This window comes from Brevibacterium sp. W7.2, assembly GCF_018137945.1.
In the GTDB taxonomy this organism is placed as follows: Bacteria; Actinomycetota; Actinomycetes; order Actinomycetales; family Brevibacteriaceae; genus Brevibacterium; species Brevibacterium sanguinis.
Genome location: NZ_CP073089.1, coordinates 2,922,845 through 2,937,046 on the forward strand (window position 1 = coordinate 2,922,845; position 14,202 = coordinate 2,937,046).

Sequence of the window (14,202 nt, forward strand, 5' to 3'; positions counted from 1 at the left end):
CCGGAAGCCAGCGATTCGACAGATCGGCGTGACTCCCCGTCCGCTCGCGACCGCCCTCGATCCCCCGCATCTGCCAGCGTCGCGCGGACGGCGGCGCGGATCGCGGCACTCGCCGGGTCGAGCGTCGGCCGACGCCCCGGCTCACCCGCGTCGCCACTCACTCGAGTCACTCTCGCAGCCCCTCACCCGTGGACGCGGTCGAGCCACAGCCTCGGCGTCTGGATCTCCGGGGCCGTGGGCAGGTTCTCCGCGCTCGCGTAGACTGCGCCGAACCCGGACTGGCCGACCGCGGACCGGACCTCGCGGACGAACTTCGCTCCGTCCCGGTACTGCGCGAGCTTGAGGTTCATCCCCAGCAGATTCGAGAGGAACCCTCCCTGTCCGGCGTCCCGACGCGCCTCGAACCGGCGGCGCAGCTTGCGCACGCTGGGGATGACGCCGATGCCGACCTCGTCCATGACGACGTCGGCATGGCCTTCGAGCAGGCTGAGGATCGCCGAGGCGTCGGTGAGCGCCGTCTTCATCCCCTCGTTCGTGATGAGGTCGACCATGCTCGCCTGACCGCGGATGATGCGTCCGAAGGTGGCGAACACCTCGGCGACGGTCGACCACCCCGGAGTCGAGAGCGGGGTCGAGACGAACTGCGAGAGCAGCCCCCGCATGTGCTCGCGCAGCCACGGCGCGGTGGCGAACTGGACCTGGTGGGTGGCTTCGTGGAGGGCGACCCACATCCGGAAGTCCCGGGGGTCGACCTTCATCGCCTCTTCTGCGATGAGCACCGACGGGGCGATGAACATCAGCCGCCCGGACTCCCGGGCGAAGGGATCGAACTGGCCGAGCACGCGCGTCGAGAGCAGGGAGAGGACACTCGCCACCTCGACGGCTGCGGCCCGCTGCGAGGCCGGACCGGGGACCCCCGGCAGGGCGGTCACGTCGACCATCCCGTTGAGCGACTCGGCGTTCGCCTTGATCCAGCCGACCTGGTCGAGAACGAGCACGGATCCTGCTGCCAGGCGGGTGCGGACGTCGTCGGCGTGGTCCGGGGCCAGCAGGAACGAATCGACGACGAGGTCCTGCGCAGTCAGCGCATTGTCCTTCATCCCGCCGACGAGCTCCTCGAGTCTGCCCGCCGCCGGCGGTTTCGGAGCGGAGACGACCTCGCGGGCCGTGCGGACGGCGAAGTTCTCGTCGATGATCATGAGCACCCACAATCTGCCAGCGCGGACACGGCGTCGTCGACGGTCTTGCGGGCCTCGAGGATCTTCGCCCGGTCGACCCCGTCGATCTGGAGGCTGAAGACGAGGTAGCGGCCGTCGGCGTCGAGGACTCCCCCGGCCAGCGAGGTCACCGTCGACAGGGTTCCCGTCTTCGCGTGCACGACGCCCGCGGCATTCGGATCGTCGCCGAACCGGTCGGTGAGCGTGCCGGTCAGCCCGCCGACGGGGAAGTAGCTGATGAGGCTCGAGAGCGAGTCCTTGGCGACGACCGAGGCCTGGAGGACCGTCGTGAGATCGTGCGGACTGATCCGGTTGCCGTAGTCGAGTCCCGAGGTGTCGTAGAGCTGCGTCTGCCCGAGGTCGACGGTGTCCTCGAGTGCGGCGACGACGGCCTTCGGTCCGTTCTCGAGGCTGCCGGGCATGCCTTCGGCGATCGCGACCTCGTTGCCGAGCACCTCGGCGACGACGTTGTCACTGTGGACGAGGGCGTACTCGACGATCTCGGAGATCGTCGCCGATTCCACCGCTGCGAGCGTCGCGGGTTCCTCGGTGTTCGTCGCTGCCGCCGAGGTGTCCGTCGGGTTCGGTGTCGTCCCCGCAGTGTCCGCGGCGCTGGCGGCCGCCGGCTGATCGGTGACGGTGATCCCCGCGGTCTCAAGGGCGCTGCGGAACGCGGCGAGGGCATCCGCGGACGGGTTCTCGCTGCGGCCCCGCCACGCCGCAGACGGATCCCCGACGTACCCGCTGTCGACCATGAGCGGTTGGATCGGGGTGATGACGCCCTTGGCGATGTCCGCCCGCTCCCAGCTCGGGTTGAAGTCATTGCCCGGGTAGCGGCTCGTGTCCACGGCGAGCGCCACCTCGGTGACCTGCCGCTCCGTGAGCGCCGCCGCGGTCTCCTCCGCCAGGGTCGCCAGCCCCGCGTGGCCGTTGACGGCACCGGGCTGGGATTCGCCGGCGCCGAGGAGGGCGTCCCCACCGCCGACGAGCGTGACCGTCGACGTCGCCGGGTCGAAGGCGGTCGTCGTCGACAGTCGCTGCTCACCGCCGATGGCGAGCAGCGCGGCCGAGGCGGTGAGCACCTTCGTCACCGAGGCCGGTGTCCGCGCCCGGTTCTCGTCGGTGGCGAAGAGCACCTGGTCGGTCAGGGCGTCGCGGACCTCGACGCCGAAGCCCTTGACTTGCGCGTCGCCGAGGATGCGCTCGAGTTCGCTGCCGGCGTTCGTCGGGATCGGGGCGGAGTCGGTGAGCGCCGAGGCGGGGGCGGGTACGTCCTGTCCGGCGGCGACCGGCTGCGGCAGCGGGTCGACCTCGATCGCCGGTTCCGTGGTGAGGAAGCCGGGGACGACGTCGGCGGCGTCGGCGACCCCGTACCCGAGGGCACCGGCGAGGAGGACGCCTGCGGTGATGCCGGCGGCGAGCCGCTTGCCCGACCGCTTCCGCTCACCGCGTGAACCCGCACCGCCCGTGCCCGTCGATCCCGTGCTCGTCGAACCGGTGCCCGTCGAACCGGAACCTGCCCGCGGTTCCTCCTGGGGCTGAGAGTCCTGCGGCGTCGTGGGGGTCAAACGCGGGCTCCTGTTCGTGTCGTCGGGCACGTCCGCCCTCGCATCTGGTGCCGGTGCGGGGGCCGGCTGGGGAGGGTCAAGGCGTGTCGGCGGTGGGGACGCATAGGCACTATCCTAGTGATGCCACCCTAACGCGTAAGGAGCACTATGGAACTCTTGGCCACGATCGAGATCCCCCGCGGTTCGCGCAACAAGTACGAAGTCGACCATGAGACCGGCCGGGTCAAGCTCGACCGCTACCTCTTCACCTCGATGCAGTACCCCGCGGACTACGGCTTCATCGAGGACACCCTCGGCAACGACGGGGATCCCCTCGATGTGCTCGTGCTGCTCACCGAGCCCCTGTTCCCGGGTGTGCAGGTCGACGTCCGCCCGATCGGCATGTTCCAGATGGAGGACGAAGCCGGTGGCGACGACAAGGTTCTCGCCGTGCCCGCAGGCGATCCGCGCTGGGACTCCTACCAGGACATCGCCGATGTCAATCAGTTCACCCTCGACGAGATCGAGCACTTCTTCACCCGCTACAAGGACCTCGAGCCCGGCAAGTTCGTCAAGGGATCGAACTGGGTCGGCCGCGCCGAGGCCGAAGCCGAGGTCAACGCCTCGATCGAGCGCTTCAAGTCAAGCGACCACTGAGTCGGCGCTGACCGCGGCTTCAGCCCTTTCGAACTGAGCCCGCGGCTCAGTCCTTCGAACCGGCCCCTGCGGCGCGCGCCTCACGGCTGACCTCATCGACCGCCTCGACGATCACGTCGGGGCGGTCGATCATCATGAGGTGCCGGGAGTCGAGGACCTCCCGCTTCCGCAGATCCGCAAACGCCTGCCCGAGGATCCGCTCGCGCCGCAGGTTCGACAGCGGAGGTGCCTCGAGCGCCGAGGTGGGTGCGGCCACCGGGTCCGTCGACGTCCGCAGAGCTTGCAGGTCAGCCCCCTGGCTGCGGTAGCTCAGCCATTCCGCCAGGGAGGCCTTGAGGGTGTCGGGATCGGCGTAGGGGTCCTTGAATGCCGCCTGGTCGAGCGCGCGCCCCGACCCCGACTGCTTGGAGAATCCGCGGTGGGAGACCAGCGAGGCGAGCTGTCCGATCTCGATGCGCGTCGTCAGTGCTCCGAGGACGGGCAGCAGCGTCGCCCGGGAGAGCGCTCCGGCGCTGCCCCGGTACCGGTAGTCCTCGATCGAGGGGTCGACGAGGACGATGCCGGCCACGCGCTCCGGGTGCAGCCTGGCGAACGCCTCGGCGCGGAACGACGCCATCGAATGGGCGACGATGACGACCTCGTCGTGCTCGCCGATCGCCCGCTCCATCGCCGCGACCTCGGTGGCGAGGTCGGGCAGGACACCGGGCCAGGGCGTGCCCGCGAAGCCCGGACGGTCGATGGCGATGACCTCGCGGTCGGGCATCGCCTCGATGACCGGGGCCCAGCTCGCCGCCGCGATCGCGCAGCCGTTGAGCAGGAGCACCGGCAGGGCGGCGGGACCGGCGGCCCCGGGCCCGACGTCCCCTGCGGGCCGGCTGTCGTCGTGCGCCGGGAGTGCCGTGTCACGGTCGCCTGACTCCCCCACCGCGGCGGTCTCCCCAACCGAGGCGGTGCCCGGGCGCCGATAGACCGTGTACCCGTCGATGACGGTCGTCGCGAGATTTGCGAACCGGCTCTCAGCTGACACGGCTGTCCTCACCGGCGACCGCCTCGGCGCCCTTCTGCCCTGCCGTGCCGCGGTCGATGACGGCGACGTAGCCGAGGTGCGCGGCCCACGCGGCGATGAGGAGCACGGCGATGGCCTGGACGTAGCCCTGCCCGGTCCGCCACAGCGTCTCGATGACGACCGAGGACACATTCGTCGCGAAGAGGGCAGCGAGCATGATGACGACGCCGCGGGCGTACAACGTGCGCCCCCTCCCCTGCCGGCGCAGGGCGAGGTAGGCGAGCACCATGCTCGCCATGGCCCCGAACGCGACGAGGGAGGACGCGATCGTGTGGAGGAGGAAGTCGGGCCGCAGCGGGTTCGCGGTGTACTCGGCGTAGCAGACGTCGTCGAAGCTCTGCGCGCACGGCAGCGCGGCGATGGAATCGCCGATCGTGCCCAGACCCGTGACCGCCACGGCGACCGCCACCCAGACCGACATCCGCCCGAAGCGCGCCCGCCACCCCCGCACCCCGAGGCCCGCGATGAGGACCATGAGGGTCCCGGCGATCGCATCACCGGTGCGGAAGACCCACGAGTACGGCTGATCGGCCGCGGCGAGTTCGGAGACGTACCCGGCCAGCGGGTACGGCTGCGGGCTGAGCGCCAGCAGGACCCACGAGTCGTAGGACAGCAGGACGGCAGCGGCGAGGAGGACGGCAAGGGTGCGGCGCATGCTCAGTATCCGCGCGGTTTGGCCAGCGGGAAGGTGATCGTCGAGCGGATCGTCTGCTGCGTGAAGAGCATGACGAGCCGGTCGAGTCCCATCCCGAGCCCACCGGCCGGCGGCATGCCGTACTCGAGGGCCCGGAGGAAGTCCTCGTCGAGCTCCATCGCCTCGGGGTCGCCGCCGGCGGCGGCCAGCGACTGTGCGGTGAGCCGCTGCCGCTGGACGACGGGGTCGACGAGTTCGGAGTACGCGGTGCCGAGCTCTGAGCCGAAGATGATGAGGTCCCACTTCTCGGCGAGCATCGGGTCCGTCCGGTGCTGCCGGGTCAGCGGTGAGGTCTCGGCGGGGAAGTCCGTGTAGAAGGTCGGGGCGACCGTCTGGGACTCCGCGACCTCCTCGTAGATCTCCTGGAGCAGCATGCCCCACCCCCACTTCGGGTTGACGGTGACCCCGGCCTTCCGCGCCAGGGTGCGCAGCGCCTCGATCGAGGTGTCGGTCGTGACCTCCTCGCCCATCTTCTGCGAGACGACGTCGGTGAGCGAGATCGTCGTCCATTCGTCGGCGAGGTCGATCTCGTGTTCGACGCCGTCGACGGTCCCGCGCACGATCGTCGTCCCGAGCGATGCCTGGGCGGCGTTGATGACCATCGTGCGGGTGAGCTCGCGCATCGTGGTGTAGTCGCCGCCGGCCTGGTAGGCCTCGAGCATCGAGAACTCCGGGTTGTGGGTCGCGTCGACGCCCTCGTTGCGGAAGTTCCGGCCGATCTCGAACACCCGGTCGAAGCCGCCGACGAGGAGGCGCTTGAGGTAGAGCTCCGGGGCGATGCGGAGGTAGAGGTCGAGGTTGTAGGCGTTGATGTGGGTGAGGAACGGTCGCGCGTTCGCTCCGCCGTGGACGGTCTGGAGGATCGGGGTCTCGACCTCGAGGAAGTCACGCGACTGCAGGGTCTCCCTGATCGTCTGGAACGCGAGCGAGCGGACGACCATGAGGTCGCGCTGGCCGGTGTTCATCGTGAAGTCGAGGTAGCGCTGGCGCACCTTCGCCTCGGGGTCGGTCAGCCCCTCGTGGAGGCTCGGCCACGGGCGCAGCGACTTCGCCGTCATCGTCCACCCGGTGACGATGAACGACGGGGTGCCGGTGCGGGAGACGCCGTCGTAGCCGGTCATGGAGATCCGGTCACCGCGGGAGAGCCACGACTGCAGCTGGGAGAGCGATTCGGCGCCGAGGTTGTCCCGTTCGCAGACGAGCTGGACGTCGTGGCCCTGCGTGCGCAGGTCGAGGAAGACGACGCCGCCGTGGTCGCGGATGCCGAGCACCCGCCCGTCGATGACGGTGCCGGGCACGGCGTCGGCGGCCGCCTCGGCGGGATAGGGCTCGACCCCGGAAGCGAGCATCCGCTCGCGCACGTCGAGACGGTGGCGGACCTGATCGGGGATCCGGGACGCAGTGTCCGAGGCCGGCGCCGAGGCGGTGATCCCGAGCAGCGGGGCCGCTTCCTCGGGGGTGTAGATCGGCTGTTCGTGCTGGCCCTTGCCGAAGATCTTCGGCGGGGTGAGGAATCCCTCGGCGATGCTCACGGCGAGGCCGATGCGGGCGAGGTCCGAGCCCTCCGGGTAGCAGAGCATGCGGGGCACCCACGTCGGGTGGTACTTCTCGTTGGACCGGTAGAGGGACTCGAGCTGCCAGAACCGGGAGAGGTAGAGGAGGACGTTGCGCCACAGCCGCTTGATCGGACCGGCGCCGAGCTCCTTGCCCTGTTCGAACGCGGACCGGAAGACGGCGAAGTTGAGTGAGACCTCGGCGATCCCCTGATCGGGGGCCTCGCGCATGAGGCCGGCGACCATGAACTCGGTGACGCCGTTCTCCGCGAACGGGTGGCGACGCATGAGGTCGAGGGAGGCTCCCGAGCGGCCCCACGGCACGAAGCAGAGCAGTCCCGCCGTGGTCTCGGCCAGCGTTCCCGCGTCGGCGGGGAAGAGCGCTTCGACGACGAGCCCGTCGGCGTCGGCGGGGTCGCCGAAGCGTCCGAGCGCCATCGAGAAGCCGCGTTCGGTGTCCCCGTCACGCCATTCGTCCGCGAACCGGGAGAGGCCTGCGAGCTCGTCGGCGGGGATCTCTCCCTGCCGGCGGATGCGGAGCGTGTAGCCGAGGCCGGAGAGCTTCGAGACGGCCCGCTGCACCTCGGGCAGCGAGGAGAGGGTGAAGTCCTTCGTGTAGAGCACAGCCTCGTCGCCGACGTGGAGGACCTTGAGTCCGGCCTCGTGATAGGCCTGCGCACCCTGCTTCGAGGCGGCGAGGACGGCGGGCACCCAGCCGTAGGACTCGGCGTAGGCGACGAACGCACGGGCGGCACTCGCCCACTGCGAGGGCGGTCCGATCGGGTCGCTCGCGACGAGGCAGACGCCGGCCTGGACGCGGTAGGTGAGCACGCAGTCGTCGGCGAAGAACGCCGACCGGTCCCGCCGCGTCGAGAAGTAGCCGAGCGAGTCCGAGGGATGGTCGGCCAGGCCCTCGCGGACCTGGCGCTCCTGGTCGATGTCGATGCGCTCGGCGTCGCGCGAGGACCGCAGCAGGGTCCAGAAGGCGAGGATGATGCTCGCACCGGAACCGAAGCCGAAGAGGGTGATCATCCAGCTCGACGCGGTGTTCTGCCGGACGCCGAAGAGCTCGGCGAGGATCTGGCGGGCTTGGATCATCGTCAGGCCGCCGGTGACGTACTGGCAGGTCAGCACGATGAGCACGGTGAGGACGAGGCCGGCGGCGAGGACGACGAGCGCCTTGAGGAACCCGCGCGGCTGGGTCTTCGCGACGTACCACCGGCGGTAGACGAGGAGGGCGATGATGACGATCACCGGCACGGCGATGCCGGAGGCGAGGTCCCAGGCGAGGAGGTCGGGGGCGGTGAAGTACACCGCGATGACGATGAGGATGTAGAGGAGGAGGATGACGGCGAGGAACACGAGGAGGATCCACCACGCCAGGCGCTTGCGGATGTTCAGGGCGGCCGCGAGGAGGAAGAGGATGACCGAGGAGACGAAGTCGACCGGGGTGATCGGGACGATCCAGTCGAAGACGAAGCTGAGGACTCGGCCGAGCCAGCTGTCCTCGGGAGTGATGAGGTTGATGAGCATGAGCACGGCGAGGATGGTGAGCACGCGCGGCAGCCAGCGCACGAAGAACGGGGTGCCCTTCGCCGAGGAGATGTCTGAGGGGGGCATAGGGGGAATCCTTTCACACTGCTCCGACCTGGACCCTCAGGTGCGAGCCGCACCACATCACGCCTGTTGCCCAGGTCACATATGGTGTCACAGGAAAGCCCGCTTGCAGTGACGGACGACCGTGAGTTTTCAGATTAGGTTACCCTAATGAGAAGTGTGGGCCAGGGTGTGCAATTCTCGTGACATGAAACTCGACCATGTGTCCTTCGCCAGTGAACCTGACGGCTATCGAGCGACTGCCGAGCGCATCTCGGACCAGCTCGGAGTGGTTCCCTACGACGGCGGGGTGCATCCGCGTTTCGGTACTCGGAATCTCATCTTCCCGCTTGCGGGCGGCCATTACCTCGAAGTCGTCGAAGCCTTGGAGCACCCGGCCGCTCTCTCGACCCCCTTCGGCCAAGCTGTGCGGACGCGCTCCGAACTCGGCGGCGGCTGGATGGGCTGGTGCGTGTCCGTCGACGATCTCTCCGAGGTCGAGACGCGCCTCGAACGCAAGGCCGTCGACGGCAATCGCACGCCCGAGTCGGGAGAAGAGCTCAAGTGGCTGCAGATCGGAGTCAAGGGGCTCATCGCCGATCCCCAGCTGCCGTTCTTCATCAAGTGGTCCGCCGATTCGTCTCAGCACCCCTCCTCGTACAAGACCAACGAGGATGTCTCGATCGACACCCTCCAGATCGCGGGCGACCGTGACCGCCTGCGCGACTGGCTCGGCACCGACGATGCCAAGCCGATCCCGGAGATCCACATCGACTGGTCGGCCCCGCACGGCGCCCCCGGCATCATGTCGGTGACGTTCGAGACCGAGAAGAACGGCCTCGTCACGATCTGACCCGGGCGCTTCGGAACCGCCGCAGACTCAGCAGACGTTGAGAGAGGTCTGCCCGTCCCATAGTGCAGCCGCGCACAGCCCCCTTCGGGCCGTGCGCGGCTGTGTCATGTCCCCGCCGCGCTGCCTGTCCGGCTGCCCGTTTGCGGTCACATCGCCGAGGTGATTGCGCTGAATCGGCTCGAATCCCTCGGTTCTGTGATCACGAACGCGTCCTCAGACCGGGGTGGGGCCCCAGCGCCGATCGTCATTCAGCCGACGCGACGACCAGCCGACGCAACGGCGAACGCGAGGTGGATGCCGCAGGATCCGCGCCGGATCACCGAGGGTCGACGAGGGCGAGCACCCCGGGGGCGAGGAATCCGACGACGTCGATGAGGGTGTGGGCCCACACGAGCGGCATGAGTCGGCCGGTGCGCATGAAGAACCACCCGAAGATGATGCCCATCGCGAAGTTCCCGAGGAACGGCCCGATCCCCTGATAGAGGTGGTAGCTCGCGCGGAAGAGGGCGAGGGCGATGATGATCGTCCACGGCCGATAGCCGAGTTCCCGGAGACGCTCGGCGCCGAATCCGAAGAGGAGGACCTCTTCGAGGATCCCGTTCTTCGCCGCCGCGAGGATGAGCACGGGGATCGTCCACCAATGGTCGCCGAGGTTGGCTGGCTGCACCTCGGCGGTGATCCCGAGTGCCCTGCCGCCCGCGTAAATCCCCAGGGTCCCGATCCCGATGACGAGGAGGAGGCCCGCACCCTGAGCGAAGTCGCGGACTCGGTGCCCCTGGACGCCGAGGCGTTCGCTCAGGGGCCGCCGGTCGGAGTCGCGGGTGAGGAGGTAGAGGGCGAGCGCGACGGGGACGAGGGAGAACCCGATGTCGAGGAGCTGGTAGACGAGGTCGAAGAACGGCCGCGGATTGAGGGAGGTGTTGAGCTTCGCCTCGGCGTCGCTGATGGGGCCGCGGGTGATGATGTCGGCCAACCGCACGACCGCGTAGACCGCGGACTGGCCGAGGGAGAGGGCGGCGACGAGCCCGAGCTCGATCCACAGGCGCCTGCGCTCCCGCGGGTCGGTCGCGGTCTCCATGCTCACCGTCGTTCTCCTCCGTCTCGTTGTCAGTGCTTCGGTTCGTCGCGGCCCTCGGCGGGACCCGCCTGCGGACCCGCCTCGGACTCGGATCCAGTCGACGCTGCGTCTGTCGGCGCGGAACCGGTTGACGCTGACCCGCCGGACGTCGAGCCGGTCGATGGCGGACCGTCCGACGAGGACCCGGCCGGGGCGCCCACCGTCGCGGTCTCACGGTCGGCGGCGCGCGCCTCGGCGACGTCGAGGACCTGACCGCGGGCCATGTTCTTCACGTGCCGCTTCTCGGCCCGGCGCTCCTTGGCCCCTTCGAGGAGCAGGTAGAGGACGGGGACGAGGATGAGCGTGAGGATCGTCGAGCTGACGAGTCCGCCGATGACGACGATCGCGAGCGGCTTCGAGATGAACACGCCCCCGCCGGTGAGCCCGAGCGCCATCGGGACGAGCGCGAAGATCGTCGCCGCCGCGGTCATGAGGATCGGCCGGTAGCGCAGGCGCGCGCCGCCGACGATCGCCGGCCGCAGCTCGACCCCGCGGGCGCGGAAGTGGTTGATGAGGTCGATGAGGACGATCGCGTTCGTCACGACGATGCCGATGAGCATGAGCAGGCCGATCATCGCCGTGAGCCCCATCGCGGTGTCGGTGAGGAGGAGCAGCGCGATCGAACCGGTCGCCGCGAACGGGATCGAGACGAGGAGGATGAGCGGCTGGAGCAGCGACTTGAAGGTCGCGACCATGATGACGAAGACGATGAGGATCGCTGCGAGCATCGCCAGCCCCAGCTGGGAGAACGCGTCCTCCTGCTCCTCGGTGGCACCGCCGGTGTCGACGGTGACGCCGTCGGGGATGTCGACCTCGCCGAGCGCCGCCTGCACATCGGCGGACAGCGTGCCGAGGTCGTCTCCGGAGGGGGTGACCGACACCGTCGTCGAACGCTGACTGTTCGTGTGGCGGATGTTCGGTGCGGTCCTCACCTCGTTGACGTCGGCGACCTCGTCGAGTTCGATGTACTGCGGTTCGGCCGGCGCCGCCGCCCCGGTGCCTGCACCAGCATCGGTGCCAGCGCCCGCACCGGCTCCCGTTCCCGCTCCGGCGCCGGCTCCAGCTCCGGCACCACCGGGGGCGGTCGGCGTCTCGGGTGCGGCGGGGATCTCGAGGCTGCGCAGCTCGTCGACCGTCGTCGCCTCGCGGTCGAAGAGGAGGACGGAATGGGTGACGTCGTCGATGACGACGTCGCCGATCGTCTGCCCGCGCATCGCCCGCTGGACGTACTGGCCGATCGCCGCCTCGGTGAGGTTCTCCTCGGCGGCCCGCTCCGAGTCGATCGTGACCTCGATGACCGGTTGGACGGCCTCGACGTCGCTCGTCACGGACTGGGTGCCGGGCACCTGCTCGAGCCGGTCGGCGACGGTCTGCGTCGTCTCCTCGAGGACCTGCGTGTCGGTCGACGTCAGGGTGACGTCGATCGTCTGCGCACCCGGTGTCGAACTCTGATCTTCGACCTCGACCTGCCCCACGCCCTCGAGGGCGTCGAACGCGTTCTGCAGCTCGGTCGTGATCGACTGCGCCGAGACACCGTCCTTCGCGTTGACGATGTACGTGCCCGTCAGGCCCGAATCGTCGACGAAGCCGAAGTTCGACCCGCCGATCGACACCTGATAGGACTCGATGTTCTCATCACCGGCGAGGATGTCCTCGACCTGCCGCGCCTGGTCGGAGGCCTCGGTGAGGTCGGTGCCGGGTTCGAAGGTCTGGCTCACCTGCAGCTGCTCCTGGCCGGTGTCGCCGAAGAGCTCGGTCTTCAGCTGCGGCACCATGAATCCGGTGCCGACGAGGATGATGACCGCGGCGAGGATCATGATGACCGGATGCTTGGTGGAGAACGAGATCACCGGCATGTACGTCTTCTGCAGGCGCGTGACCGGGGAGTGGAGGGCGGCGAGTTCGTCGACCTCCGCCGCTTCGCGCCCCGCTGAGGCCGACGATGCCGACCCCGCGGCACCGGACGCGGAGACTCCCCCGGACCCTGACCTCGCCCGCGATCCCCCACCGACGGCTCCCGACCCCGCGGGCACGAGTCCGTCGTCGGTCTCGACGGCGCCGCCGGCGTCGTAGCGTCCGGCGGTGAGGATGCTCTGCTTCTTCGCCGCCTTGCGCGCCGCTCTCCGCTCGGTGCGCCACTGCCCGAGCATCTGCCTGCGGCTGCGGCGGATCTCCGCTTTCTCCTCCCGGGTGAGCTTGACGGTCGACTCCCGCTGCCGGAGGAACCAGTACGCGAGGACCGGCACGATCGTCAGCGCGACGAAGAGGCTCGAGAGCAGGGCGATCGTCGCGGTGAGCGCGAAGGGACGGAACATCTCCCCCGTCTGCCCGGTGACGAACGCGAGCGGGAGGAAGACGGCGACCGTCGTCAGGGTCGAGGCGGTGATGGCTCCGGCCACCTCGGCGACGGCGGCGAGGATGTTGGCGAACTTGTCACCGCCGGCGGCATGCCGACGACGGATCGCCTCGATGACGACGATCGAATCGTCGACGACGCGGCCGACGGAGATCGTCAGCGCACCGAGGGTGAGCATGTTGAGCGTCTCCCCGCCCATCCACAGGCCGATGAGGGCGATGAGGAGGGAGAGCGGGATCGAGATCGCGGTGATGATCGTCGCGCGCACGGACAGGAGGAAGACGAGGATGACGAGGACGGCGAAGATGAGGCCGAGCATGCCCTCGTTGAGCAGGTCCTCGATCGACTGCTCGATGAAGGGGGCCTGATCGAACGCGGAGACGAACTGCGTGTTGTCGCCCATCGTCCCCTCGAGGTCGGGCAGCCGCTCCGCCACCGCGTGGGAGACGTCGACGGTGTTCGCGTCGGATTCCTTCATCACCGACACCGACAGCGACGGCTGGCCGTTGGTCCGCGAGATCGATTCGACGGGAGCGTCGGCGATCGCGACATCGGCGACGTCGCCGAGCGTGATCGGTCCGTCGCTGCCGTTGATCGCGAGGTTCTCGATCGCCTCGACCGAGCGCAGTCGGCTGCCGACCTCGACCGGTGCCGTGCCCGCGCTGCTGTTGAGGTCACCCGCCGAGGTGGGGATGCCGTTGGACTGGAGAAGCGAGGCGATCTCATCGACGCTGGCGCCCTCGTCCTCGAGGTCGTCCTGGCGGATGCGGATGTCGACCTGCTTCGTCCGGGCCCCGGCGATCTGGACCTGTGAGACGCCGTCGACCTTCGACAGCTCGGGTTCGACGATGTCGTTGAGGTCAGCGGCGAGCCTGTCCTCATCGGCATCCGAGGTCACCGACAGCGCGAGGACGGGGATGTCGTCGGTGCTCAGCGTCAGCACATTGGGTTCGACGCCCTCGGGCAGCTGCGACTGCACCTGGGACACGGCGCGCTGCAGGGTGCGGACGATGTCGTCGGAGTTCACCCCGTACCTTGTGCTCACGGTGATCGTCGACGACCCGGCTGAGGACACCGAGGTCATGTCCTCGACCTCGGAGAGCGGGGCGAGCGCTCCTTCGAGCGGGTCGGTGACTTCGCTTTCGACCGCCTGCGGGGTCGCACCTTCGTACGTCGCGGTGACCGTGGCCTGCGGATTGTCGAGGGAGGGGAAGAGCTCCTGCTTGAGCGCTCCGGCCCCGATGACGCCGAAGATCACGGCGACGACGGAGATGAGTGCGATGAGCGCACGGTTCTTCAGACTCAGGCGGGTCAGAAAACTCACTCGTGGACTTTCTTCTCGGGAAGCCGACCGGAGCCGCGACATACGACACCACGGTCATCCTAGTGACCGGGACTGTGAGTGCGCCCGACGAGGTCACCGGCCCTGCCGCGCCGACTCCCAGAATCCGCTTCGACGCCCTGATCCTGCAGATACGCCGTTAGCGCAGAGCGTATTTGTCGGTCGAGGGCGTCGATGATGACTGGGCCGCTGGCGACGGTGTCG

9 protein-coding genes are annotated in these 14,202 nt (G+C 69.1%); 2 read left to right on the forward strand and 7 right to left on the reverse strand.

Annotated elements, in window-relative coordinates; all coding sequences use genetic code 11:
• Positions 1-182: 182 nt before the first annotated feature.
• Positions 183-1,199: a zinc-dependent metalloprotease gene (locus J9315_RS13220; protein WP_198500713.1), complete on the reverse strand. Its 1,017-nt coding sequence runs from the start codon at positions 1,197-1,199 to the stop codon at positions 183-185.
• On the reverse strand, positions 1,196-2,785 hold the full coding sequence (gene dacB / locus J9315_RS13225; RefSeq protein ID WP_232623854.1) for a D-alanyl-D-alanine carboxypeptidase/D-alanyl-D-alanine-endopeptidase: 1,590 nt from the start codon (positions 2,783-2,785) through the stop codon (positions 1,196-1,198). Before dacB ends, J9315_RS13220 begins: the two co-directional genes overlap by 4 nt.
• A 147-nt stretch (positions 2,786-2,932) precedes the next feature.
• Between dacB and J9315_RS13230 the strand changes: the two genes are divergently transcribed.
• Positions 2,933-3,421 carry an inorganic diphosphatase gene (locus J9315_RS13230; protein ID WP_198500712.1) on the forward strand — a complete coding sequence of 163 codons (489 nt, stop codon included), beginning with the start codon at positions 2,933-2,935 and terminating at the stop codon, positions 3,419-3,421.
• A 46-nt stretch (positions 3,422-3,467) separates the two neighbouring features.
• Here the strand turns inward: J9315_RS13230 and J9315_RS13235 are convergent, their stop codons facing one another.
• From J9315_RS13235 to lysX, 3 genes are read right to left on the reverse strand one after another with little or no spacing between them, the layout of a single operon-like run.
• The gene (locus tag J9315_RS13235; RefSeq protein WP_198500711.1) at positions 3,468-4,448 is read right to left on the reverse strand and encodes an alpha/beta fold hydrolase; all 981 of its coding nucleotides are present in this window, start codon (positions 4,446-4,448) and stop codon (positions 3,468-3,470) included.
• Positions 4,438-5,142, reverse strand: a complete 705-nt coding sequence (locus J9315_RS13240) for a DUF998 domain-containing protein (protein ID WP_198500710.1) — start codon at positions 5,140-5,142, stop codon at positions 4,438-4,440. Before J9315_RS13240 ends, J9315_RS13235 begins: the two co-directional genes overlap by 11 nt.
• 2 nt (positions 5,143-5,144) lie before the next feature.
• Entirely contained in the window at positions 5,145-8,354 is a 3,210-nt protein-coding gene (gene lysX / locus J9315_RS13245) for a bifunctional lysylphosphatidylglycerol synthetase/lysine--tRNA ligase LysX (RefSeq protein ID WP_198500709.1), read from the reverse strand.
• Positions 8,355-8,538: 184 nt separating this feature from the next.
• Between lysX and J9315_RS13250 the strand changes: the two genes are divergently transcribed.
• On the forward strand, positions 8,539-9,183 hold the full coding sequence (locus J9315_RS13250) for a VOC family protein (protein ID WP_137824873.1): 645 nt from the start codon (positions 8,539-8,541) through the stop codon (positions 9,181-9,183).
• A 316-nt stretch (positions 9,184-9,499) separates the two neighbouring features.
• Here the strand turns inward: J9315_RS13250 and J9315_RS13255 are convergent, their stop codons facing one another.
• A complete protein-coding gene (locus J9315_RS13255) occupies positions 9,500-10,261 on the reverse strand; it encodes a CPBP family intramembrane glutamic endopeptidase (RefSeq protein WP_198500895.1) in 762 nt (253 codons plus the stop codon).
• Positions 10,262-10,290: 29 nt separating this feature from the next.
• On the reverse strand, positions 10,291-13,980 hold the full coding sequence (locus tag J9315_RS13260; RefSeq protein ID WP_211978027.1) for an efflux RND transporter permease subunit: 3,690 nt from the start codon (positions 13,978-13,980) through the stop codon (positions 10,291-10,293).
• Between the last annotated feature and the right edge of the window lie 222 nt (positions 13,981-14,202).

What these genes read in the sequence shown, in the direction of transcription:
- J9315_RS13220 (WP_198500713.1), bottom strand. Translation starts at nt 1,199, where the DNA reads ATGATCATCGACGAGAACTTCGCCGTCCGCACGGCCCGCGAGGTCGTC.
- J9315_RS13230 (WP_198500712.1), top strand. Translation starts at nt 2,933, where the DNA reads ATGGAACTCTTGGCCACGATCGAGATCCCCCGCGGTTCGCGCAACAAG.
- J9315_RS13240 (WP_198500710.1), bottom strand. Translation starts at nt 5,142, where the DNA reads ATGCGCCGCACCCTTGCCGTCCTCCTCGCCGCTGCCGTCCTGCTGTCC.
- lysX (WP_198500709.1), bottom strand. Translation starts at nt 8,354, where the DNA reads ATGCCCCCCTCAGACATCTCCTCGGCGAAGGGCACCCCGTTCTTCGTG.
- J9315_RS13250 (WP_137824873.1), top strand. Translation starts at nt 8,539, where the DNA reads ATGAAACTCGACCATGTGTCCTTCGCCAGTGAACCTGACGGCTATCGA.
- J9315_RS13255 (WP_198500895.1), bottom strand. Translation starts at nt 10,261, where the DNA reads ATGGAGACCGCGACCGACCCGCGGGAGCGCAGGCGCCTGTGGATCGAG.